Annotated in this window: 23 protein-coding genes; 12 read left to right on the top strand and 11 right to left on the bottom strand. The window is 70.5% G+C overall.

Annotated features, from left to right (window positions below):
• Window positions 1-353: 353 nt before the first annotated feature.
• From ACFHWS_RS03550 to ACFHWS_RS03540, 3 genes are all read right to left on the bottom strand, one after another.
• Window positions 354-578: a hypothetical protein gene (locus ACFHWS_RS03550; protein WP_416567611.1), complete on the bottom strand. Its 225-nt coding sequence runs from the start codon at window positions 576-578 to the stop codon at window positions 354-356.
• Between the two features lie 191 nt (window positions 579-769).
• On the bottom strand, window positions 770-2,020 hold the full coding sequence (locus ACFHWS_RS03545; RefSeq protein ID WP_416567610.1) for a hypothetical protein: 1,251 nt from the start codon (window positions 2,018-2,020) through the stop codon (window positions 770-772).
• 233 nt (window positions 2,021-2,253) lie between these two features.
• The gene (locus ACFHWS_RS03540) at window positions 2,254-2,637 is read right to left on the bottom strand and encodes a MerR family transcriptional regulator (RefSeq protein WP_416552371.1); all 384 of its coding nucleotides are present in this window, start codon (window positions 2,635-2,637) and stop codon (window positions 2,254-2,256) included.
• Between the two features lie 60 nt (window positions 2,638-2,697).
• On the opposite strand from ACFHWS_RS03540, the gene ACFHWS_RS03535 reads away from it, so the two are divergent.
• The gene (locus tag ACFHWS_RS03535; protein WP_416552274.1) at window positions 2,698-3,384 is read left to right on the top strand and encodes an SDR family oxidoreductase; all 687 of its coding nucleotides are present in this window, start codon (window positions 2,698-2,700) and stop codon (window positions 3,382-3,384) included.
• A 114-nt stretch (window positions 3,385-3,498) separates the two neighbouring features.
• Here ACFHWS_RS03535 and ACFHWS_RS03530 read toward each other — a convergent pair whose 3' ends face one another.
• Window positions 3,499-4,008, bottom strand: a complete 510-nt coding sequence (locus tag ACFHWS_RS03530; RefSeq protein ID WP_416552275.1) for a hypothetical protein — start codon at window positions 4,006-4,008, stop codon at window positions 3,499-3,501.
• A gap of 208 nt (window positions 4,009-4,216) precedes the next feature.
• On the opposite strand from ACFHWS_RS03530, the gene ACFHWS_RS03525 reads away from it, so the two are divergent.
• Window positions 4,217-5,581, top strand: a complete 1,365-nt coding sequence (locus ACFHWS_RS03525; protein ID WP_416567609.1) for an Nramp family divalent metal transporter — start codon at window positions 4,217-4,219, stop codon at window positions 5,579-5,581.
• A gap of 107 nt (window positions 5,582-5,688) precedes the next feature.
• Window positions 5,689-6,606, top strand: a complete 918-nt coding sequence (locus ACFHWS_RS03520; RefSeq protein ID WP_416552277.1) for a DUF6745 domain-containing protein — start codon at window positions 5,689-5,691, stop codon at window positions 6,604-6,606.
• Window positions 6,607-6,717: 111 nt separating this feature from the next.
• Here the strand turns inward: ACFHWS_RS03520 and ACFHWS_RS03515 are convergent, their stop codons facing one another.
• Together ACFHWS_RS03515 and ACFHWS_RS03510 are read right to left on the bottom strand one after the other, a co-directional pair.
• The gene (locus ACFHWS_RS03515) at window positions 6,718-7,134 is read right to left on the bottom strand and encodes a PRC-barrel domain-containing protein (protein ID WP_416552278.1); all 417 of its coding nucleotides are present in this window, start codon (window positions 7,132-7,134) and stop codon (window positions 6,718-6,720) included.
• An 82-nt stretch (window positions 7,135-7,216) separates the two neighbouring features.
• Window positions 7,217-7,837 carry a hypothetical protein gene (locus ACFHWS_RS03510; RefSeq protein WP_416552279.1) on the bottom strand — a complete coding sequence of 207 codons (621 nt, stop codon included), beginning with the start codon at window positions 7,835-7,837 and terminating at the stop codon, window positions 7,217-7,219.
• A gap of 421 nt (window positions 7,838-8,258) precedes the next feature.
• On the opposite strand from ACFHWS_RS03510, the gene ACFHWS_RS03505 reads away from it, so the two are divergent.
• The 7 genes from ACFHWS_RS03505 to ACFHWS_RS03475 all read left to right on the top strand — a co-directional run bounded on the left by ACFHWS_RS03505 (window position 8,259) and on the right by ACFHWS_RS03475 (window position 13,775).
• The gene (locus ACFHWS_RS03505; RefSeq protein ID WP_416567608.1) at window positions 8,259-8,639 is read left to right on the top strand and encodes a hypothetical protein; all 381 of its coding nucleotides are present in this window, start codon (window positions 8,259-8,261) and stop codon (window positions 8,637-8,639) included.
• 156 nt (window positions 8,640-8,795) lie between these two features.
• Window positions 8,796-9,113 (top strand): hypothetical protein, encoded by a 318-nt coding sequence (locus ACFHWS_RS03500; RefSeq protein WP_416567607.1) that lies wholly within the window; start codon window positions 8,796-8,798, stop codon window positions 9,111-9,113.
• Window positions 9,094-9,723, top strand: coding sequence for a GOLPH3/VPS74 family protein (locus ACFHWS_RS03495; RefSeq protein WP_416567606.1), 630 nt, complete (start codon window positions 9,094-9,096; stop codon window positions 9,721-9,723). The genes ACFHWS_RS03500 and ACFHWS_RS03495 overlap by 20 nt, the downstream gene beginning before the upstream one ends.
• 110 nt (window positions 9,724-9,833) lie before the next feature.
• Window positions 9,834-10,487, top strand: a complete 654-nt coding sequence (locus ACFHWS_RS03490; protein WP_416552283.1) for a GNAT family N-acetyltransferase — start codon at window positions 9,834-9,836, stop codon at window positions 10,485-10,487.
• A 135-nt stretch (window positions 10,488-10,622) separates the two neighbouring features.
• Window positions 10,623-11,348 carry a YcnI family protein gene (locus tag ACFHWS_RS03485; RefSeq protein ID WP_416552284.1) on the top strand — a complete coding sequence of 242 codons (726 nt, stop codon included), beginning with the start codon at window positions 10,623-10,625 and terminating at the stop codon, window positions 11,346-11,348.
• Between the two features lie 2 nt (window positions 11,349-11,350).
• Window positions 11,351-13,066, top strand: a complete 1,716-nt coding sequence (locus ACFHWS_RS03480; protein WP_416552285.1) for a copper resistance protein CopC — start codon at window positions 11,351-11,353, stop codon at window positions 13,064-13,066.
• A 16-nt stretch (window positions 13,067-13,082) separates the two neighbouring features.
• Window positions 13,083-13,775 carry a DUF1775 domain-containing protein gene (locus tag ACFHWS_RS03475; RefSeq protein ID WP_416552286.1) on the top strand — a complete coding sequence of 231 codons (693 nt, stop codon included), beginning with the start codon at window positions 13,083-13,085 and terminating at the stop codon, window positions 13,773-13,775.
• A gap of 358 nt (window positions 13,776-14,133) precedes the next feature.
• On the opposite strand, the gene ACFHWS_RS03470 is transcribed toward ACFHWS_RS03475, so the two are convergent.
• Window positions 14,134-15,330, bottom strand: coding sequence for a helix-turn-helix domain-containing protein (locus tag ACFHWS_RS03470; protein WP_416567605.1), 1,197 nt, complete (start codon window positions 15,328-15,330; stop codon window positions 14,134-14,136).
• 149 nt (window positions 15,331-15,479) lie between these two features.
• The gene (locus ACFHWS_RS03465) at window positions 15,480-16,733 is read right to left on the bottom strand and encodes an ABC transporter substrate-binding protein (RefSeq protein WP_416552289.1); all 1,254 of its coding nucleotides are present in this window, start codon (window positions 16,731-16,733) and stop codon (window positions 15,480-15,482) included.
• A gap of 393 nt (window positions 16,734-17,126) precedes the next feature.
• On the opposite strand from ACFHWS_RS03465, the gene ACFHWS_RS03460 reads away from it, so the two are divergent.
• Window positions 17,127-17,957: a phosphoribosylaminoimidazolesuccinocarboxamide synthase gene (locus ACFHWS_RS03460; protein WP_416552290.1), complete on the top strand. Its 831-nt coding sequence runs from the start codon at window positions 17,127-17,129 to the stop codon at window positions 17,955-17,957.
• A gap of 30 nt (window positions 17,958-17,987) precedes the next feature.
• On the opposite strand, the gene ACFHWS_RS03455 is transcribed toward ACFHWS_RS03460, so the two are convergent.
• Together ACFHWS_RS03455 and ACFHWS_RS03450 are read right to left on the bottom strand one after the other, a co-directional pair.
• A complete protein-coding gene (locus ACFHWS_RS03455; RefSeq protein WP_416567604.1) occupies window positions 17,988-19,556 on the bottom strand; it encodes an MFS transporter in 1,569 nt (522 codons plus the stop codon).
• Between the two features lie 94 nt (window positions 19,557-19,650).
• Complete coding sequence (locus ACFHWS_RS03450) at window positions 19,651-20,241, bottom strand: helix-turn-helix domain-containing protein (RefSeq protein WP_416552292.1); 591 nt, start codon at window positions 20,239-20,241, stop codon at window positions 19,651-19,653.
• 109 nt (window positions 20,242-20,350) lie between these two features.
• On the opposite strand from ACFHWS_RS03450, the gene ACFHWS_RS03445 reads away from it, so the two are divergent.
• Window positions 20,351-20,992: a class I SAM-dependent methyltransferase gene (locus ACFHWS_RS03445; protein WP_416567603.1), complete on the top strand. Its 642-nt coding sequence runs from the start codon at window positions 20,351-20,353 to the stop codon at window positions 20,990-20,992.
• A gap of 89 nt (window positions 20,993-21,081) precedes the next feature.
• Here ACFHWS_RS03445 and ACFHWS_RS03440 read toward each other — a convergent pair whose 3' ends face one another.
• Window positions 21,082-21,447: a hypothetical protein gene (locus ACFHWS_RS03440; protein ID WP_416567602.1), complete on the bottom strand. Its 366-nt coding sequence runs from the start codon at window positions 21,445-21,447 to the stop codon at window positions 21,082-21,084.
• Between the last annotated feature and the right edge of the window lie 64 nt (window positions 21,448-21,511).

Here is a 21,511-nt window from a genome sequence, read left to right as displayed (position 1 = left end):
TCCGGAGCGAGTGGTGGCGGCGTGGTGGAGGTCCGCGGACCATGGCGCAGAGTAGTCGCATCGTTACCCTAAGTCCAGTGTATCGTTTTACTGAGGTTCATCATTATCTGGGCACGCCAGGGAGACTGTCAATGCATGTCGATGATCTAGGTGCACAGTCGCGCGCTACGAGACCGATCCATGTCGTCCCATCAGGTGTGACGCCCGCGCGTTGAAGCCCAAGCCGTCGCTGCTAGCTCCTGCTGCGGAGTGGATCGATGCACCGTGCGGACCTCAGTCGGAGTAGGCGCGACCGGCAAGACGACGACCGGCGACGGGGGGAAGGGACGGGGGAAGGATCGTGCGAGACTGCGTCAGACCCGCGCCGGGAACGCGCAGCGGAAGACGCCCGAGCGACCGGCTCCGACCGGGCTTGGTCGTCTTTGGTCGATGCCGGCGTCGCGGGGCAGCCGGAGCACCGGTCGGCCGAGCCTCGGCAGCAAACTGGCCAGCATCCCGACGGCGCACACCCACAGTGCGGTCCGTTCCCCGACCGCCTGGACCAGGAAGCCGTCGAAGAACCCGCCGACCGGCATCATGCCCCACGTCGCCGTACCGCCGATCTGCCTGACCGAACTGGCCGGATTTCTGCTCGCCGAGCACGCTCAGGTCGAGGACGTCTGGCTGCACTCGCAGATCAAGTGCGCCAACTTCCACACCTGGTGGACCTACTGCTACCACGCGCCGGACGCGAGTGTCCAGGCCACCAGGGGCCAGAGGCGTGCACTCGCTACGGTTGGCCACCGGTGCCGGTCTGCCAGAAGACCTGCCGGGTGGACCCGGACCGCAGCACCAGGTTCCCGTCGTCGCGCAGCACCAACTCCGGGCTGGGGCCAGCCCCGACAGAATCCGACGCCCACACCGCCGCCGCGCTAGCGGCCGAGCTGTCGTAGACGACGAGGTTGCCGTCGGGCTGCATCCTGGTCTCCCACACGCTCATGCCGCCGACCACGATCTGGTGTGTGCCGGACGACCAGAGCACGCTGTTGCCGGGCCCGTACAGGACCAGGTTGCCGTCCTGCTGCTGCATCAGGTGGTAGACCTCGTTCGGCGAGGACAGGTACCGCAGGGCGGTGAGCCGGTAGCCGGCCGGCATGGTGCCGGCGTACGACAGGGAGCTGTTCTGTTCGGACAGGCCCGCCAGCATCATCACCGTCGAGCCGTCCCCGCGGGTCAGATGGAAGTGGCCCTGGTTGGCGACCATCACCCTGGTCGCGCCGGAATCCTCGGTGTTCGATGCCCAGGCGACGCTGTCGTCGGGGCGGTAGATGACGAGGTTGCCGTCACTCTGCATGACGACCCGGCTGCCGGGCTGGCCATCGGTTTTGCTGGACCACCAGTCGTACGGGCCCTGGCAGATGTTGGGTCGGGGCGCCCCGCAGGGCGACGGACCGTAGGCGACGAGGTTGCCGTCGGTCTGCATCAGCAGGCCGAACCGGCCGTCGGGGGAGAGAATGTACTCGCCTGCGTACATGGTCGTGTTCGCGTTGAGCTGGCTGCCGATCCTGGTCGCGCCGACGAACGCGCCGGTCCGGATCGCGCCGGTGGCGGGTTGCGCCGGGGCGGCGGGCGACGCCGTCGCGGCGACGGCCTGCCGATTCCGGCCTGCCGGTGACGCCGTCGGGCTCGGCGTGGCGCTGGGCGACGGTGCTGCCGGATCGGACGTTCCCGGATCCGCCGGCTCGCCGGTCAGCGCCACCGCCCCCTGCGGCCCGATCTCATCGGGCCGGTTCACGAAGGCCACGGCCGTTGCGATCGTCAGCACCACGGCGACCGTGCCGAGCGCGCCGAGCAGCAGCGCCGGCCGCCGAGGTCGGGTCGGCGGCAGGTCGTCGACCGTGCCGGGACGCGACACCCCACCGGGGCCCGTGGCGGCACTGTCGATGCCGACATCGCCGCTGCGCTCACCCGTCGGGGTGCCGATGACGACGACTGCCGGATCGACATCCGCCCACGGGTCGACCGGATCACCCTGCGACATTGACAACTCCTGACGGATCAGCGACAAGGTACGGGTCGTCCGGAATCCGGACGCGGCGCACCGGGGCCAAGGCACGGTGCCCGGCGCAAACAAAGGCACCAGCGGGAAATCTTGCCAATCGGTGCAGGCCGTTGACCAGTCGCTACCGGCGAATCTAGGCAGTCGCCACGTCTGGCTCACCGCCGCCGAACCGTCCGGGACGGTGGCGAGCCGCACCTCCCGGTGCGTCGAGGTCAGCCGGCTCCGGCCGGGGCGGACTCGTACGCGCAGCCGCTGGCCGGGTGCGCGGCCAGCGCGATCACCTCGTCCAGGCGGGAGCGGGCCGCCGTCAACTCGGCGATCCGCGCGTCGATCCGGTCGCGCTCGGCGGTCAGCAGGGCGCGTGACTCGGACGTGTTGACCTTGGCGTCCACACAGGGCATCAGGTCGGCGATGGTCCGGCTGGACAGGTTCGCCGCGTACAGCCGCTGGATCAGCCGGACCCGCTCGACGGCCGAGTCCGGGTAGCGGCGCTGACCGGCCGGGCTGCGCTGCGCGACCAGCAGACCCTGCTCCTCGTAGTAGCGCAGCGCCCGGGTGCTCACCCCGGCGCGGCCAGCCAGCTCACCGATCCGCACAGTGACCCCCATCACAAGCATTTGCCTTTGACGTCAACGTCAAGTTCTAGGGTAGCCAGCATGCATATTTCCGGAGCAACCGCCCTGGTCACCGGGGCCAATCGTGGTATCGGCCGGCACTTCGCCGCCCAGCTGGTCGAGCGCGGTGCCGCCACGGTCTACGCCACCGCCCGCCGCCCCGAGTCCGTCGACCTGCCCGGCGTACGGGTCCTGCCGCTGGACGTCACCGACCCGGACTCGGTCGCCGCCGCTGCGGCGGCTACCGGTGACGTCACCCTGCTGGTCAACAACGCCGGGGTCACCACCGGCGCCGATCTGGTCGGCGGTGACCTCGATTTGATCCGCCGGGAGATGGACACCCACTTCTGGGGAACGTTGCACATGATCCGGGCCTTCGCGCCGCAGCTGGCCGGCGGCGCGATCCTCAACGTTCTGTCGGCGCTGTCCTGGAGCGCCTATCCGGGTGCCGGCGGCTACGCGGCGGCGAAGGCCGCCGAGTGGAACCTCACCAACGCCGTACGGCTGGAGCTGGCCGCACAGCACACCCAGGTCACCGGCCTGCTGATGGGCGCCGTCGACACCGACATGATGGCCTCCTACGACGTACCGAAAAGCGACCCGGCGGTGATCGTCAAGGCCGCCCTGGACGGTCTCGAAGCGGGTGAGTGGGAGGTGCTCGCCGACGAGACGGCCCGTGCGGTCAAGGCATCCTTCGCCGCAGACCGCTCCGGCGGTCAGAAAACCTGACCAGAGCGTACGGCGAATGGACGCCGATGCTGCGGATGCTCCGCGGATCGGTCTGATGGCGCAGGCGCATGTCGATGCATCTGCGCCATCAGGACGGCGGAGTCGCTTGCCCTGTCAGAGGGGCACGGTCGGGGTGACGGTCGACGGTGTGAAGGTGTGCGGGCGGCCGCAGTAGTCCGGGATCGGGGTGATGTCGAGCAGTGACACCCGGCAGACCTGGATGACGACGCGGTCGATCCCTCGGACGGCGGCGTTCGCACCGAGGACGAACTCGATCTCGACGACGCCGTTGTTCACCCGGCGGGCGGTCTCGTTGACGACCCACTCGCCGGCGTACGCGGTATAGCTGGCGATGGTGTAGCGGCTGTCGTCGCGGCAGACGGCTCCCGGGTCGTTCGGGAACGGACGGTCGGCGAGCACCCCGGTCACCCGTACCGCGCTGGTCGGCGGGGCGGAGCGCCACTCCAGGTGACCCTGGGTGTAGCCGTAGGTGCAGTTGTCCCCGGACGGGACGGAGAACCGCTGCAGGATCGACGGGCTGGCGGTGGCTCCGCTGGCCGCGAGGGCAGCGGCGGCGATCGCGGCGGCGAGGACGGTCGCCGCACGCAGGACTGCGCGCTTCATCTGCTTCCTTTCTGCTGTCTCGGATGCTTCGTGGACGGTCATTGGCACCTGGTGCGGGTGCGGCGACGAATACATCAAAGATTACCAATGTAACGCTGTGAAGTCAGCTGTTGGCCGGTGGGTGTTGTGCGTGAAGGAGTCGCCTGCTGGGTACCGGCTCGGGCAGTGGCATCGACCCGACGAGTCCACCCCCCGAAGGAGACACGGCATGAGCCAGGTCACCGAGGCCGCGCCGCAGCGGTCGACCGGCGTACCCGAAGCACCGACCGGCTGGCGCCGCTTCCGCTACATCGGCCCCGGCGTGCTGTGGGCGCTCGCCGCCCTCGCCACCGGTGAACTGCTGTTCACCCCCCGGGTCGGAGCCCAGTACGGCTACAGTCTGATGTGGGCGCTCGTCGCCGTACTCGTCCTCAAGCTCTTCGTCACCCGGGAAATCGGCCGCTACAGCGTCGTCACCGGCCGCCGACTGCTCACCGGCCTGGCCGGCCTGCCCGGCCCGCCCGGCTGGGCGATCTGGGTGATCCTGGTGCCGCAGCTGGTCGTCGGGATCGCCGCGATCGCCGGTATCGCCAGCGCCGCCGGCAGCGCACTCGCGCTCGCCGTACCCGGTCCGATCCAGGTCTGGACCGGCGCGGTCATCGCCGCCGCCGCCGGGCTGGTGCTGGTCGGTCACTACACCGGCGTCGAATGGGTGTCCCGGGTCCTCGGCATCGCGCTCGCCCTCGGCGCCGTCGTCGCCGCGATCCAGGTCGGGCCGGACCTGACCGAGGCCGCCGCCGGGTTCGTCCCGGTGCCGCCGGACGACCTGCAGGTCGCCGAGATCCTGCCCTGGCTCGGCTTCCTGTCCAACGGCGCGGCCGGACTCATGTGGTACTCCTACTGGATCACCGCCAAGGGCATCGGCCACGCCGGGGTGCCGGCGGCCGACCGCCGCGACCCACGGGACCTCGACAGCCACCAGATCGACCGGGTACGCGGCTGGCTGCGGACGATGACCCTCGACTCGACGTTCGCGGTGGTCGGCGTCGCGCTGATCACCGTCGCGTTCCTGGTCCTCGGCGCCGAGCTGCTGCGGCCGGAAGGCATTGTGCCCGCCGAAGCCGACGTCGCCCGCGACCTGACCCGCCTGTTCAGCGAGGTGTTCGGCAGCGTCGGCTTCTGGCTGATGGTCGTCGGACTGGTCTCGGCGTTCTGGACCGCCACCCTCACCAACATCGACGGGTGGCAGCGGCTCTACACCGACGGCGTACGGCGTGTGCTGCCGGAACGGCTCGCCGAGCACAGCCTCGCCCGCCCGACGGTGATCAGCCGGACCGCCATCGTGGTGTGGCTGGCGACCCTGCCGTACGCCGTGTTTCTGATCTTCGGCAATCCGGTCGCCCTGCTGACCCTCGCCGGGTCGATCGAGGCCGTGCACATCCCGCTGGTCGCCGGACTCGTGCTGTGGCTCAACCGGCGGACCATGCCACGCGCGTTGCGCGCCGGGTGGGCCGCGACCGCACTGGTGGTCGCCGCCGTGGTCTTCTTCACCTGGTTCGCGCTCTACTACCTGTGGCAGCAGTTCGCCGGCTGACCGGAAGCGGCCGGCCGAAGGGCAGGCCGGTTGCGGTCGGTGGCTGGATCCGCCACCATGGTGGACATGATTACTTCCTACCGGAAGGGCGGAACCGCCCTCGCGCGGTGACCGCGCCCACGCGGCGTGACGCCGCCCGCTCCACCTCCCCAGCACCATCTTCCGATCGGGCCGTCGCCTACTGGCGGCTAACCGAACCCGTCCGGCGCGAATGGCTCGACCACGGGCTCGACACCGCGCCCGCCGACCGGGCCACCACAGAGGACATCCTGTCCCGCATCTATGCCCGGCACCGCCGCAGCCGACCCCGGTTCCGTTGGGTCGACTCACCCCGTCAGGCACTGCCGCTGCTGACCGATCTGCCCGCCCACGACCTGCTCCAGCAGTGGATCAGAGCTCGACAGCCGGCCGGGAAACCCCCACTGGCCAGCGACATCGCCGCCGGGCTGTCCCGGCTGCGCAGCGCCCTGGACGCGGGTGCCGACCATCCCGACCTGACCCCAGCACAGGCCGGCCGGAGGAAGGCCGCCGGCAAGAAGGACGCCGGCAAGAAACCGGACGGTGCCGGACCGAAATGGCCGGTGCTGCCACCGACCGAGGCGCTCGCGGCCGGTGTACCGCTGCGGGTCGTCCTACAGCAAGGGGTCCGCGACGCGCTGCGGACCAGCCTGGTCGACGGCTTCTCCCTACCGGTCCGCGCGGCACTCGCGGCCGTCGGGCGACAGCCGGTGCCGACCGCCTGGTACGGCCAGCAGGACGCGCACTGGGTGGCGTACTACGACGTGCTGCGCCGGCTCGGGCTGGCCCGGTACCGGCGGGCCGACGAGACTCAACTCGACGAGTGGGCGGCGCTGGCCCGCTCCGCCGGCTGGTGGTGGCCGGGGGAGCGGACCTGCGTACTGGTCGAACGTCCGGCGGTGATCCGGACCGGGCTGGTGCCGGGCAGCTGCCACGGGCAGCGCCGACCCGCGCGGGACGGCGACGGTCTGATCGGGTACCGGGACGGCTGGCGACCAATCGGTTAGCAGTCGTGGCCGGTCAGCGGCTCGCAACCAACCATGTCGGGGCTTGCGGTACCGGGTGGTGGCTACCCGGCGCTGAAGCGCCTACCTCGCCCCGACCTGGTCCGGTGCCGGCTAACGGTAGAACGGGTAGCCCGGGTACACGTACCCGACGCCCCAGAATGGCGGGTATCCGTAGTAGCCGTACAGCTCCTCGTAGTACTTGTCCTGTGACACGAGCTCCGGATCGTAGTGCGGGGCGCCGGCCACCCGCTCACTCGACTCGTTGATGTGCACCACGTCGTCGGTGATCCGGACGATCGCGTCGACCGGGACGAACGACGGGGTGGCCCCGAAACCGAGGATTCCGCCATGCTCGACCCGCAGCAGCCGGACCTTGTGCTCGGACTCGTCGATCAGCAGGTCGTCGACCTTGCCGATGCCCTTGCCAACCGCGTCGCACACCTTCCGGCCACGAATGTCCTCGGCCGGATCGGCCACCATCTCGTGGGCGTCGCTCATCCTGACCAGCTTCGACAACCCCTCGGTCATGATGCCCCCTTCGCTCGCCGGTCGCCTCACCCTTTCCGGGTTACCACTTCGACCGGCCGGCAAACCCGCTCGACGGCGGTGGTCACAGCACCAGGGGGCTCGGATCGGCGTCCATGGTGTGCAGGAGATGGGCGGCCTCGTGTGCGCCGGGGCAGGAAGCGGCAGAGAACGCCCGGGCCAGCGCGATCATCTCGGCGGCGGGTAGCAGGGTGCCCTCCCGGTTGCGCAGCGGCAGCCGGACGGTGCCGTCCGGGCCGCTGACGGTGAGCACCGGAGTGCCGGGGGCGCCGCCGGTTTTCGATTTCCTGCCGCTGTTCGGGCCCGTGCCGCTGTCCAGGCCCGCATCGGTGGTCGCGGGGGAGCCGGGCGAGATCGTCACGGTCTCGGCCGTACGCAGGTCGACGGTGCGGGTCGCGAGTCCGCGTACGGTGAGCTGGGTGCCGGACAGCCACGCCCCGGTCCGGGCGACCCGGGCGATCGGCAGGCCGATACCGGCCGACGCAGCGAGGGCGAGCCCGGTGCCGAGCAGCATCGGCAGGGTCGGCTCGTCTCCGCCGCCCGAGACCACCAGCCCGAGCAGGCTGCCGAGGCAGCACCCGGCGGTGACCAGCCCGACGCCCAGTACCGACAACACCGCGAGCCGGGTCGGCCGGCTGGTTGGGTATCCGATGGACAGTTCAAGTCTGCCGTGCCCGTGATCCATGGCGGAGATCGTGCCACTGTCGATCAAGGCCGGCGACGGCGGTGCTGGCACCCGGTCGCGACGGCGGTGGCGGTGGCCGACGGAACGGTGATGGGGAGGGATCCCGCCGGCCACCGGGATCACCCGCGCGAGGCGTGGGCGTACCAGCGTATCTGACATCCGCCAGTGCGGGATCGGCCGGTGCGTGCACCGTCCTCGTTGGCCGGTGTGGTGGAGGTAGCCGATCGGGGCGCCGTCACCGGAATCCGGACGATATCCGGAGCATCTACGAAGGCGAACCCGCAGCTGTCTCGGGTTTTCAAACTTTCAGTGTGGTTTCACTGGCGCGTTGAGCATTGCACCACTGTGGGTGCCCTGGCAGACTCGATCTGCGTCCGCCGATGGCGGTCAATCGATGGTGTCCCAGGGTGAGGAGTCCGCGATGGCGAGAAGCCGTGGCACGCACTGGGAGATTGCCGACGGCGTCGAGCTGAATAATGCTCGGGTCGCTGCTCCCAAAACGTCGTCGGGTGGCTATCCGTCACCCCTGGCCGGCCTGCTCTTCTGTGCAACTTGCGAACGGCAAATGATTCCGATGGCCAGGCTCAACGGCTGGGTGTACGGCGCTCCGTGCGGCTGCCGGCTGAGCCCAGTGGACGCGCTCACCGTCGAACGCCTCGTGTTCAACGCCGTGGCGGCTCATCATCCGGATCTGTTGGCCGGTGCGGCCGTCGGGGAACTTTCCTCGGCGCTCCGGGAGGTGCTGTCCGAGGTCCGGATCGGTGGTGCCGCCGACGAGTTGGAATTCATCTGGTCCACGTGACCAATGTCCGCCAAGTGCTCTCCCCGACCTGGAACTTCACGTTAGAAAAACGTTGTCTGGATCGCCTGCGGTGCTCCGGATGGCGACGCATGCCCCCCAGTGGCGCGTCCGATGATTCCGGCTGGATTGATACATATGACCTACAATGCTGAGAACGTGAAAATTCCGGAGTTGCCGCCGGGTACGGTGTTCCGCTTCGCCGTCTCCGAATGGCGGTACGGGCGAGGTCCCGTGCCCGGCGAGCCCTTCGATCTGCTGATCACCTGCGTGCGGATCAGCTCGGCCCGCAGCTACGGCGGGCAGTGGGTGTGGGCCGACGGCCACCACGTCGACTGTCGACCCGACCATCCACCTTGCCAACAGGCGCTGGTCAGCGTCGCCGCGGTGCGGCGGGCCGCCGTCAGTGGACGGGCCAGCGTCCAGCCGCCGCCCGCCGAGCAGGTGGTGGTAGACGGTGCCGCTGCTCGCCGATGAGTTTTTTCTGCTCGCACATCACGACGTCACCGGGCGCGCCCGGCTGCACCCCCGGGCGGTCGGGCTCGGTCTGGCCAGCGCGGTCCTTGCCGAGCTGGTCACCGCGCAGGCCGTCGTCGTCGACGCCGGTCACGTCTGGGTGGTCGATCCGGCGGCGCCGGCCGACGCGCTCGGTCGTTCCGCGCTGCGGCTGCTGCTCGACGAGCCGGAGCACACCAGCGTACGGGTCTGGCTGACCGTGCTGTCGGAGCGTGCCCCGGACCACGTCGCCCAGCGGCTGACCGTCGCCGGTGTCGTCCGACCCGAGCAGGTCCGCCGGCTGATGCGCACCCGGACGATCTACGTGCCGGTCGACATCAACCTCGCGGCTTGGCCGTGGGCGCGGTTGTCGCTGCGGCTGCGCCGGATGGAACCGCTCGACGAACCTGACCTGTTCCTTGCCGGGCTGGCCGTGGCGACCGGGCTGGACACCTACCTGCTCGACGGTGCCGAACCCGAGGTGGCCCGTCACCTCGACGTCCTGCCGCGGGCGCTGCGGCCGGCGCTGCGCGACCTGTTGGGCCAGACCGGCGCGGCGGTCGGCAACGCGGTGCTGAGCGGTCGTACCTGAGCCGGCCCGCCCAGCCAGGGCCGGCTCGACCTGTCACCGCACGATCCCCCTACCGGGCAAATCCCAGCTGTCTCATCCCACCCACACTCTCACCCTCTTGGAGCGTGCCGATGAACGCGACCACACCCGCGATGACCGTCCGGGCAGCCACCCACGATGACATCCCTCAGGCGGCGACGCTGCTCACCGAGGCGTTTCTGATCGCACCGGTCTCCCAATGGCTGGTGGGGGACATCGATGCCCGGGTCACCACCTTCCGGTCGCTGTTCACCATCGAACTCGAGCACGCCATCGACACCGGTGCCGACGTGTACGTGGCGGGACCGTTCACCGGGGTGGCGATCTGGTACCAGCGCGAGCAGCCGGAGTCGACCAACCACAGCACCGTCCACCAGCGTCGACTGATGCTCGCCGCCGGTATCTGGCAGCACCGCGTCGCCGCCCTGCACGGCGTCCTAAGCGGACGACAGCCGGATCGGCCGCACCGGTATCTCGCGTACCTCGGCGTCACACCCTGGCTGCAGGGCCGAGGCGTGGGCACCGCCCTGCTGACCCACCAGCACCGGCTGCTCGACGCATCGGCCACCCCGGCGTACCTGGAGGCCACCACGCCGCGCAACCGTGGCCTCTACCTTCGGCACGGGTACGTCGCCGACGAGCCGGTCCAGCTGCCGGACGGCCCGCCGATCTGGCCGATGTGGCGCACGCCGGCTCAGGGCGACCGGGTGTCCGGCAGCGACGGTGACCAGGGTCAGGACCGTTGACATTGGCCTGTGTGACCATTGGTCTTCACGAGATCATCGGATCCGCCGGGAACCAGCGGGCGTCGGCAGCCGACCAATGCGTAGAATCCGTCGAGCGGCACCCTCGGCGGCCCGATGATCGAGAGGTTACCGTCAATGCACCCCACCCTTCGTCGCGTTGCCCGAGCCGGTGCCGGCGCCGCCATCGCCGGCGCCGCCGTCCTGCTCGCCAGCTCCCCGGCGGCGGCGCATGTCACCGTCACCCCCACCGTCACCACCGCCGATTCCTACACCGTGCTGACGGTGTCGGTGCCGCACGGCTGCGACGGCTCGGCCACCACCAAGGTGGCGATCCAGATCCCCGACCTGATCAACTCGGTGACACCCACCATCAACCAGGGCTGGACGGTCGAGAAGGTGATGGCCACGCTCGACCCGCCGGTCACCGACAGCCACGGCAACGAGCTCACCGAGCGAGTCGCGGAGATCGTCTACACCGCCAAGACCCCACTGCCCGAAGGCCACCGCGACGTGTTCGAGCTGTCCCTGCGATTGCCCGACGCGGCCGGTGAGACCCTGATCTTCCCCGCCATCCAGACCTGCGAGCAGGGCGAGACCGCCTGGGCCCAGGTGCCGGCGGACGGCCAGGACAGCCACGAGTTGGACTACCCGGCACCGTCGTTCGTCATCACCGCCGACGATGCCGACGGCAATGCCGCCGGTGACGAGCCCGCCGATGACGCCGAGCCGACCGACCTCACCACCGCCGGTTCCACCACCAGCGACGGCGGCTCCGTCGTCGGTTGGATCGGCCTGATCCTCGGCCTGCTCGGCTTGACCGCCGGCGGCCTGGCGCTGCAGCGCACCCGGAAGACCACATAGGCGTGCGGTCGCCGCGCCGGGTACGGCGAGCAGCGCGGCTCGCCGTACCCGGACTGTTGTTCGGAAGCCTGCTCGGTCTGCTGCTCGCGCTCGCCGGCGCCGGTCCGGCCACCGCGCACGCCACGCTGCTGGCCAACGATCCGGCGGACGGCGCGCTGCTCGCTGAGGCACCGCCGTCGGTCACCCTGACCTTCGACGAGCCGGTCCAGGTCCGCACCGAGGGCGTGCAGGTCCTCGACGCCGCTGGGTCCATTGTCGACGCCACCGCCAGGTCGGTGGACAGCACCGTGGTCGTCGACCTGCCGACTGGCCTGGCCGACGGCACGTACGTGGTCAGCTGGCGGGTGATCTCCGCGGACAGCCACCCGGTTGCCGGCGGGTTCAGCTTCGCGATCGGCGCGCCCACCGCCGGCAGCGTCGCGATCCCGGTCACCGAGCCGGACCTCGCCCTGCGGGTGCTCCGTCCGGTCACCGAGGCGCTGCTGTATGTCGGCGTGCTCGGCGGCACCGGGCTGGCCGTGTTCGGCCTGTCGTTCCTGCCGATCCCGGCGCGTCGACGACAGTTGCCCACGGTGGTCGGGCTCGGGGTCGTCGCACTCGCCGCGGTGGCGGTGATGCCGCCGGTCACCACCGCCTGGCAGGACGCGGCCGACGTCGCCGCGTTGGCCGGCCCGGCAACCTGGCGGACCGGCTACCTGTCCGACCTCGGCCTGGCCGCCGCGCTCACCGCCGTCGGGGTGCTCGCGGTCCTGGTCGGAGCCCGGCTGGCGAGCGGCGGCGCTGGGGCGGCCCGCCGCCCGGCCGGTGTGGCGGTATTCGCCGGGGCCGGGTTGGCTCTCGGCGCGTTGGCGCTGGTCGGACACACCCGCAGCTTCGGCCCGGTCTGGCTGACCCTGGGCAGCGACCTGCTGCACCTGGTCACCGCCGCGGTGTGGCTCGGCGGCATCCTCGGTCTGGTGCACCTGTTGTCCCGCCGGTTCGACACCACGTCGGCCGTGCAGCGGGCCGGCGTCGTGGCCGCGTTCTCCCAGACCGCCGCGTTCCTGGTCGCCCTGCTGGCGGTGGCCGGAGTTCTGCTCGGCTGGCGGATCGTCGGCTCCTGGTCGGCGCTGTTCGGCACTACGTACGGCCTGGTGCTGCTCGGCAAGGTCGCGGCGGTGGGGGTGCTCGTCGGCATCGCCGGCTGGAACCGGTACCGGCTGGTGCCGCGTACCCGCCGACCTGACGCCGAGGCCGCCGCGATGCGTTCGCTGCGCCGCACCGTCCGGGCGGAGGCGGTGCTGCTGGTCGGGGTGCTCGCCGTCACCGGTGTGCTGGTCACCCGGGACCCGACGGACCGGGCCTCCGACACCACCGCCACCGGCTCGGCCGACGGCCGTACCAGCGCCCTCGAGCAGGCTGTCGTCGCGGACTCCGCGCTCGGCGACGGCCGGGTGCAGATCCGGATCACCCCGGGTGCCACCGGAATCAACGCGCTGGAGCTGGCGCTGTTCGACGCCGCCGGGCAGCCGCTGGAGCCGGTCGCGCCGCCGACGGTGACCGTGACGCTGCCCGAGGTCGGGGTCGGGCCGCTGGACCGCCGACTCGCCCAGACAGGCCCGGGACGCTACGAGGCGGTCGCCGACTTCCCGTTGCCCGGCAGCTGGGAGGTCACCGTCAACGCGCGTACCTCCCGGTTCGACAGCCCGATCGCGACCATCCCGGTGAAGATCCGATGAGCCTGGTGGAGATCCGATGAACAGGTTCCGACCACAACTGGCAGCGGCGTCGCTACCGGCGGTGGGCCGTGCCGCAGCACTGCTCGGCGCGGCACTGCTGGGGCTGCTCGGCGCGGTGCTGCCGGGGCTGGCACCGGCGGCGCTGGTGACGCTTTGGTCGGCGGCGCCGGCGGCGGCCCACACCCAGCTGGCCGGCGCGGCCCCGAACGGTGCCGGTGCCACCACATTGACCTTCACTTTCGACCACGGCTGCGACAACGCGGACACCGACGAGCTGGTGGTCGAAATGCCGGCCGGGGCGATCGCCGGTTCGACGACCGGACAGCCGCCCGGGTGGGCTGCCGAGGTCACCCCCGGCCGGGTCAGCTGGACCGGGCCGGCGATCAGCGCCGAGCAGATCGCCGCCGGGGTCGCCGAGTTCTCGGTGCTGGTCCGGTTGACCGGGACGGTCGGGCAGACCTTCTGGTTCCCGGCGGTGCAGCGGTGCGTCGACGGCGACAGCTACGAGTGGTCGGACACCGGGCCGGGTGCTGAGCGGCCCGCCCCGTCGCTGATCGCGACCAACGCGGTGCTCGCGCCGGCACCACCGGCGGCTCCGGCCGATCAGCCGGCCGGCGGTGGCGGTGCCAGTGTGGCGCAGGCGTTGACCGCCGTAGGGCTGCTGGTGGTCGGTGCCGGTCTGGTCGGCTACCGACTGACCGGACGGTGACGGCGGAGCCTCATCGTGGCCAGTGGCCCCGGTTGATCGGCACCCGGTGCAGCGTGCGGCAGGGAAGCTCGGCGCCACATCGGCAGGTCCGCCGCCACCGGCGCCACGACCACTGTGGTCGGTGTCGGCGGGCCAGTGTCGCCGCGACGGCGACGAGGTACTCGTCGTACGAGACCATGTCCCTCCCTCCACGACAGCCATTCACGACGGTGCGAGCGCAACAGGGGACCGCCGAGCGGAGCCACGGGTGCGACCCGAAAGCCGGGGTGCGACACCGGGGGCTCTCCACTGACACCCGGCACCGCACCCCGTACTCATGACGGTACGAGACCGCAAGCCGATTCTGCGTAACGAGTGGTTACGTCGAATGATCCTCTGGCGATAGTGGATCTATTCCCATCCGTACCGCGAGTTGCCGCAGCTCGTCGGAGCCGCTACGGGGCGACGAGTCCCGCACGATGTGCGCGATGATCTCCCGTACGGTGGCCCGGCTGCGGGTCTCGTGCGGGGCGATCGCCTCGGCCCGCAGGAACGCCCGTGCCGCCTCTTCGTTGCGCTTGGCGGCGTGGAACCCGCGCCCGGCGTCCATGTGCAACCTGGCCCGGCGCTGCGGGGTCCGCAGCGCGCTCTGGTCCACTTTGCGGGCGAGTTCCGGGGCGCGACCCGGCTCGCCGTTCTCCAGCACCACCCCGACCCGCCACACCGCGACGTTCGCCGAGGTGAACTCCATCCGCCAAGGATCACCTGCGGTACGCCGGGCGACGTCGGCGGCCTCGGCGACGTGGGTTTCGGCGACGTCGTGCTGACTGAGGCTGGCGGCAGACAGCGCGGCGTGCAGGTGCAGCATGCCGTACCAGGCGCGGCCTTCGTCCGTACCGGTGTGAAGTTGCATTTGTTCGGCGGCGTCGCAGGCCAACGTCCAGGATCGCTTCCGCAGCCCGGTGGCCAGGACCGCCTGGGCCAGCGCGTAGTCGGCGGCGGCGACGCAGGCCGGGTCGTCGGCGAGCTGCGCCGCCCGGACGGCGCGCTCGGCGAGCCGCATCGCCAGGTCGACGTGGCCCTGTGGTTTGAGCGCCAGCGAACCGGTGACCAGGGCCTGCACCGCGATCCGCAGGGCGACTGGGTCTTCGTCGGCGTTGGCTGTGGAGCGGATCTCGGCGATCAACCTGGGCAGCAGGATGCCGAGGGTCGGGTTGTCGCAGGCCATCCGGGCCCGCATCGCCCGGTCGGTCTCGGCGGCGAGCAGCGCCGCCGGGCGGGCGGCGGCCGGCTCGTCGTCGTCCATCGCCTTGCGGATCGCCGGTACGGCGGCGTAGAGCGCCAAGTCGTTGCGGGAGCGGGGCAGGTACGGCTGCGCGGTGAGGTCCATTGTAGAGACCCCGAGCGCGGTAGCGAGCGCGATGAGCATGGACCTCTTGGTCACCGCGCGCTTGCCGTTCTCGATCATGGAAACGTACTCGCGGCTTACCCCGATCTCGGCGGCGAGCTGTTGCTGCGTCATGCCGGCGATGTCACGCCACCGCGCGACCCGCAGGCCGATGTAATCTTCCGGCATGGGAGACCTCCCATGCCGACGGTACGGTCGAAACGGCGCGACGTCGACCAATGTAACTGCTTGTTACGCCTGTCCCGCCTATTGGTGAACCGGGTGCTCGGCCGATCGGTCCTGCCACTGTCGGATCAGCCGCTCTGCCCGGAGTCGTGTCAGCCGTTCGCCAACACCGCGTTGGCCTGTGCGACGAACTCCTCGGCGGCCTGCCGGGGGGTCGTCGCGCCGCTCTGTACACTCTCTGCCGCTGTGACCAGCAGCGTCCGGACCGTGGTGTGGCCGGGTGGCGGGGGCACCGGTGCCGGACCGAACAGGTCGGACATCTGCTGCTCGAACGCGACCGACGCCTGCATCTTCTCGTCGGCGAGCGTTGCCTGTACCGTCTCGCGGACCTCCAGGTTGGAGCTGAGGCCGCGCTCGGTGCCGAGGATCCGGCCGGCCTGCGGGTCGTTGACCAGAAAATCGATCAGGCCAACCACCTCCTGCTGGTGCCGGGTGCCCCGGAATCCCGCCCAATACATCGACGCCCGAGCCCACTGGCCCTGCGGGTCGCCGGGGTAGGAGACCACACCGAGGTCGGCGGTGGTGTGCTTCTGCAGCTCCGCCAGCTGGTTGGACCACATGAACGAAGTCGCCGCGTCGCCGGTGACGACGAGTTGCTGGGTGGCGTTGCCGTTGTTCGCCGCCCTGATCAGCTCGACGCTCGGGGTGGCGTCTGCGTCGCGGGCCTGTTGCCATAGCTGGAACCAGGCTTCCAAGTCGTCGACTTTGAAGCCCAGTTGCCGGCCCCGGTACAGCTCGAGTTCGTTGCTGCGTAGCCAGAGCCACAGCGCCTTGTAGTCAGCCGACGGGTCCATCGTGCCGGCCACCTCGCCGTCGGTGAGCGCGGTAATCTGGCTGGCCCAGTCGATCAGCTCCGGGTAGGTCATCCCGATCGTCGGTTCGTCGACACCGAGCTCGGCCAGCAGAGTCTTGTCGTACACCATCGCCGGGGTGTTCGCGGCGGCGGCGACCGCCACGGTCCGCCCGCCGACCTGTCCGTACTGGACCAGGCTGTTGGGGAAGCCGGAAAGGTCGAGCTCACCGCTGTCGACGTAGGGGGTGAGGTCGAGCACGACGTCACGTTCGGCGTACTCGGTCAGGTAGTTGTCGTCGATCTGGAACAGGTCCGGCGTGTTGCCTGCGGCGGCCTGGGTGGCCAGCTTGTCGTAGTAGCCGCTGTAGCCCTGCCAGGTGACCCTGAAGGTGATCCCCGGATTGCGGGCGGCGTAGACGTCGAGCGCCTGCTGGGTCAGCTCGGCCCGGCGCTCCGCGCCCCACCAGAAGATGGAGAGTTCGACCGGCCCGTCCTCGGTCGGCTCGCCGGTGTCGTCGGTGGCGCAGGCGCCGAGTCCGATGGCGACCGCCAATAGGGCAGTGAGTGTTCGGGCAACAGCTCCGCGTGTCGATGCGGCGGATGATGACACGGGTTTCTCCTGATCAGGGCTGGGCTGGCCGGTCTGCGGCCCGATCATTTACACAAGCGACCCGGTCGGGTGTCAACGGGCCGTCCGGCTGTTCGTGACGCCTCCTTCATCGATGATTGACGGCGTGCGGGCTGACCGCGTAGCGTTCGTCTCACTGGAAAGCGTTTTCCTGAGACCTTTCAGGGCCAGTACGCGTCGCTTCGTCGGCCCGGGAAACGCCGACGAACCGGCGGCCGGCCAGGATCGAGCCCCCAACCTGGCCAGCCCGTCCGCCCACCAGCCCAGGGCGGACGGGCACCCGTCTTCGCCGGCCGCCGTCGTGATGTACTTGCCGGCGTGGAGTTGCTGCACTCGGGCAAGGTCAGGGACGTGTACGCCGACGGCGACGACCTGATCCTGGTCGCCTCCGACCGGATCAGCGTCTACGACGTGGTGCTGCCCACGCCGATCCCGGACAAGGGCAAACTGCTCACCGCGCTGTCGCTGTGGTGGTTCGAGCAGCTCGCCGACCTGGTGCCGCACCACGTCGTCTCCGCCACCGACGTGCCAGCCGAGTTCGCCGGCCGGGCCATCCGCTGCCGCCGCCTCGACATGGTTCCAGTGGAGTGCATCGCCCGCGGCTACCTCACCGGCCTGGGCTTGAAGGAGTACGAGAAGTCGGGCTCGGTCTCCGGCGTCGCACTGCCCGCCGGTCTGGTCGAAGCATCCAAGCTGCCCGAGCCGATCTTCACCCCGACCACCAAGGCGGCCGTCGGGGAGCACGACGAGTTCATCACGTACGCCGATGTCGTCGCGCAGGTCGGCGCGGAGCCCGCCGAGCGGCTGCGGCAGATTACCCTCGACGTCTACCGGCGCGGCGCGGCGCTCGCCGAGGAACGTGGCCTGATCGTCGCCGACACCAAGATCGAGCTCGGTTGGGCACCCGACGGCACCCTGGTCCTCGCCGACGAGGTGCTGACCAGCGACTCGTCCCGGTTCTGGCCGGCCGACGCGTACCAGCCGGGCCGCCCCCAGTTCTCCTTCGACAAGCAGTACGTGCGGGACTGGGCCGCGAGCACCGGCTGGGACAAGCGCCCGCCGGCCCCCGAGGTGCCGGCCGAGATCGTCGAGGTGACCCGGAGCCGCTACGTCGAGGTCTACGAACGGATCACCGGCCGCACCTGGTGAGCCCGCTCACCAGGTGCGGCCATGCCTCGACTACCTGCCCTGCTCCGGCGACCGGGGTGGCTGATCGGCTTGCGGCCGACGCTGCGGACCCCGGGCGAGCACGTAGCCGAACAGGAGCGCCAGCACCGCGACGCCCACCCACATCGCCTGCTGCCAGCCGTCGACGAACGACTGCTGAGCGGCTCTGACCAGCTCGTCGGCGTACGGGCCGGCGGCGTCGGCGGCGGCCAGGGCAGTGGCGATGCCCTCCCGGGCCGCGTCCGGCGCATCGACGGCCAGCTCGTCGAGCCGGGTGTCGACGGCGGTGCGGTAGCCGGCGGACACGATCGCCCCGAGCAGCGCGACGCCGAGCGCGGCACCGAACTCTCGCGTGACGTCGTTGAGCGCGGACGCGGTGCCCTGGCGGGCGCGGGGCAGGGCGCTGGTGATCGCCTCGGTGGAGGGGGTCATCGACAGGCCCATGCCGAGCCCCATGGCGAGCATGCCGGGCAGCACCGACAGGTAGCCGCCGTCGACGGAGACGAAGCTGGCCATCAGGGCCAGGCCCGCGCCGCCGAGGAAGATCCCGGCCGCCATGGTCGCGCGGGCACCGACCAGCGCGGCCACTCGTGGGGCGAGGCCCGAGGCGATCATCATCAGCAGGGCCATCGGCATCATCGCCAGCGTGGAACGCAGCCCGGACCAGCCGAGCACCGCCTGGAAGTACGGGAAGAGCACGACGAAGATGCCAGCCTGCACGCCGAACACCGCGAGCAGCGCCACCGAACCGCTGGACAGGCCCCGGTCGCGGAACAACCGGACATCGAGCAGTGGCGTACGTCGGCGCAGTTCCCAGCCGACGAAGACGATGGCTCCGACGACACCGACGAGCAGACCCACCAGGGTGGCGGGCGCGGTCCAGCCGCGTTCCGGCCCCTCATGCAGGACGAAGATCAGCCCGACGGCGGCCAGCACCGACGACAGCGAACCGACGGTGTCGAACGGGTGGTCCGACTCCTCGCGGGAGTTCGGGACGTACCGGATCGTCAGGCCGGCGGCCACGACGACCAGCGCGACCGGGAGGGCGAACAGCCAGCGCCAGTCCGCCACGTCGACCAGGAAGGCCGACAGGTACATGCCGAGCAGACCGCCGCCGCCGGCGACGGCGGTCCAGGCGCCGATCGCCCGGGACCGTTCCTGAGCCGGGAAGGTCGAGGTGATCACGGCCAGCGTGATCGGCATGATCATCGCCGCGCCGACGCCGCTGAGCAGCCGCGCGGTGATCATGATTTCGGTCGAGGTGGCGAGGCCGGCGGCGGCGCTCGCCGCGCCGAAGATGACCAGGCCGGCAAGCAGTACGGGTTTGCGGCCCCACCGGTCGCCGACCGCGCCGAGCGGCAGCAGCAGCGCGGCCAGGGTGATCGTGTAGATGTTGATGATCCACAGGACGGTGCTCTGCGAGGCGCCGAACGCGACGGCGAACTCCTGCTGGGCGACGTTCAGCCCGGAGACGGAGGCGATCACCGCCATCAGCGCGATGCACACCGCGACGAGGACGGCGCGGCGTCGGCGCGGATCGTGGATCGTCGGGTCGGAATCCGCCGCAGTGGCGTCCGCCACGGCTGACACCTGCGGAGACAGGCTTGGAGAGGTCATGCGGGAAAGCTAGCGCCGCCTTGCGCTATCGGCACCAAGCCTTGCAGTAATAGCAAGACTAACTGGTGGGGGCGTCGTTCGACGACTGCGCGTGTGCCCGTTCGCCGTCCTGGTCGAAGATGGTGAGGATCTCCACCGGACCGTTCACCGCACCGATGGAGTGCGGGATCATCGTGGAGAACTCCGCCGCGTTCCCCGGCCCGACCGGGATCTGCCGCTCACCCAGATGCAGCAGCGCGGTGCCGCTGAGCACGAAGAACCACTCCCGCCCCGGGTGCACGCTCAGATGCCCCGGGCCGGTCCGCCGCTCCGGGGTGATCCGCATCTTCGCCACCATGCTGCCGCCAGGCTGCCCTGAGCTGCGCGACAGCACCCAGGTGGCCAGACCCGGCTCCTGATGCTGCATCGGCCGGATGATCACATCGGCGTCGTCGACCGGCTCGACCAGCTGGTCGATCGTGGTGTCCAGCGCCCTGGCCAGGGCGACGAGCTGGTCGAGGTCGATCCGCCGGTGGCCGGTCTCGATGCGGCTCAGCGTGGACGGGCTGAGGTGGCACCGGGCGGCGAGCGAGTCGAGACTCCAGCCGCGCGCCTGCCGCAGACCACGGATGCGCTGCCGGACCACGTCGGAAAGCTCGACCTCTGACACGCCGACCATGCTAGGTCCGTCCGGCGTCCGGCCCCGCTGATATACGGCACCTTCTTGCGGAAACCGCATGAACTCTTCCCGTTTTCGGGCGGCTCACTACCGTCGAAGCATGAGCAACGACACCCACGCCGATCATCCCGCGTTCAGTGCCGACTGGTGGGAGCAGCACTATCAGGCACACCCGGCGGGACACGTCTCGCCAGGACCGCAGTTGGTCGCCGAGGTCGCGGACCTGCCCCCGGGTACGGCGCTCGACGCGGGCTGCGGCACCGGCGCCGACGCGATCTGGCTCGCCAGCCGGGGCTGGCAGGTGACCGCCGTCGACGCCTCGTCGACCGCGGTCGCCCGCGCCAAGGAACTCGTCGCGCAGCAGGATCTAGGCGTCGCGCAGCGCATCACCTGGCTCACCGCCGACCTGACCAGGTGGGAGCCGTCGCAGCGCTACGACCTGGTGACCAGTCAGTACGTGCACCCCGACCTGCCGTTCGGCCAGTTCGTGGCACGGCTGGCCGCAGCCGTCGCCCCCGCCGGCACACTGCTGATCGTCGGCCACGACCACGCCGACACCCACTCGGCGGCGCACGCCCCGCAGGCCGCGTCGATCGGCCTCGACGCCGTCGTCGGCTCGCTGCCCGATGCACAGTGGGAGGTGGTGGTCGCGGAGTCCCGGAGCCGCGAGGTGCACCACGAGTCGAAGCAGCTGACAATCCACGACCTCGTCGTCCGCGCCCACCGCACGTCGTCACCCTGAAATAGCCAGGCTGTACGTTGCCGGGCTGGCCGATCACGGCCAGCCCGGCAGTCGTTCGTCGGTACGCATCTCGCCTTCCTGGCGGCGCGTCAGCTCCCGCCGTCGGCGTAGGGCAGCTCCACGTACGCCGTCCAGTAGCAGAGGTCGGCCCGGTGCTCGACCAGCGTGACCGGCTTGCCGCAGTGCTCGGAGATCAGCGTCGCCGCCTCGTCGAGGTCGGACACGTCCGCCTCCCAGTGGTGGTCCAGGTAGAGCTTGAGCCCTGGGTTCTCCCGGCCGAGGTCGAGGACCTCCGCTTCCTCCGGCGGCACCAGGATCACCGTGTAGCGGGCTGCCGTGTGCTCCGCCTCGCTGAGCTGTTCGGGCAGCTCCGGGCCGGGCCGGAAGCGGTCGATCACCGACGGGATCGGTCCCGGGCTGTCCGCCGGGTCGTACGCCCGCACCTTCACCAACATCACTGGCTCACCTCATTCATGCTGTGGCTTGCTGAGGAGCAACGTTGCGTACAACATGGCTACA

It is taken from the genome of Micromonospora sp. LOL_013 (assembly GCF_048060315.1).
GTDB lineage: Bacteria > Actinomycetota > Actinomycetes > Mycobacteriales > Micromonosporaceae > Micromonospora_E.
Note: the sequence above shows the minus strand (reverse complement) of the source record. Positions and strands in the feature narration are given on the sequence as shown.

Excerpts from the sequence above, each read along its gene's own strand:
- ACFHWS_RS03550 (WP_416567611.1), bottom strand. The coding sequence starts at position 578 with ATGATGCCGGTCGGCGGGTTCTTCGACGGCTTCCTGGTCCAGGCGGTC.
- ACFHWS_RS03545 (WP_416567610.1), bottom strand. The coding sequence starts at position 2,020 with ATGTCGCAGGGTGATCCGGTCGACCCGTGGGCGGATGTCGATCCGGCA.
- ACFHWS_RS03535 (WP_416552274.1), top strand. The coding sequence starts at position 2,698 with ATGCATATTTCCGGAGCAACCGCCCTGGTCACCGGGGCCAATCGTGGT.
- ACFHWS_RS03530 (WP_416552275.1), bottom strand. The coding sequence starts at position 4,008 with ATGAAGCGCGCAGTCCTGCGTGCGGCGACCGTCCTCGCCGCCGCGATC.
- ACFHWS_RS03525 (WP_416567609.1), top strand. The coding sequence starts at position 4,217 with ATGAGCCAGGTCACCGAGGCCGCGCCGCAGCGGTCGACCGGCGTACCC.
- ACFHWS_RS03515 (WP_416552278.1), bottom strand. The coding sequence starts at position 7,134 with ATGACCGAGGGGTTGTCGAAGCTGGTCAGGATGAGCGACGCCCACGAG.
- ACFHWS_RS03510 (WP_416552279.1), bottom strand. The coding sequence starts at position 7,837 with ATGGATCACGGGCACGGCAGACTTGAACTGTCCATCGGATACCCAACC.
- ACFHWS_RS03505 (WP_416567608.1), top strand. The coding sequence starts at position 8,259 with ATGGCGAGAAGCCGTGGCACGCACTGGGAGATTGCCGACGGCGTCGAG.
- ACFHWS_RS03490 (WP_416552283.1), top strand. The coding sequence starts at position 9,834 with ATGAACGCGACCACACCCGCGATGACCGTCCGGGCAGCCACCCACGAT.
- ACFHWS_RS03485 (WP_416552284.1), top strand. The coding sequence starts at position 10,623 with ATGCACCCCACCCTTCGTCGCGTTGCCCGAGCCGGTGCCGGCGCCGCC.
- ACFHWS_RS03475 (WP_416552286.1), top strand. The coding sequence starts at position 13,083 with ATGAACAGGTTCCGACCACAACTGGCAGCGGCGTCGCTACCGGCGGTG.
- ACFHWS_RS03470 (WP_416567605.1), bottom strand. The coding sequence starts at position 15,330 with ATGCCGGAAGATTACATCGGCCTGCGGGTCGCGCGGTGGCGTGACATC.
- ACFHWS_RS03445 (WP_416567603.1), top strand. The coding sequence starts at position 20,351 with ATGAGCAACGACACCCACGCCGATCATCCCGCGTTCAGTGCCGACTGG.
- ACFHWS_RS03440 (WP_416567602.1), bottom strand. The coding sequence starts at position 21,447 with ATGTTGGTGAAGGTGCGGGCGTACGACCCGGCGGACAGCCCGGGACCG.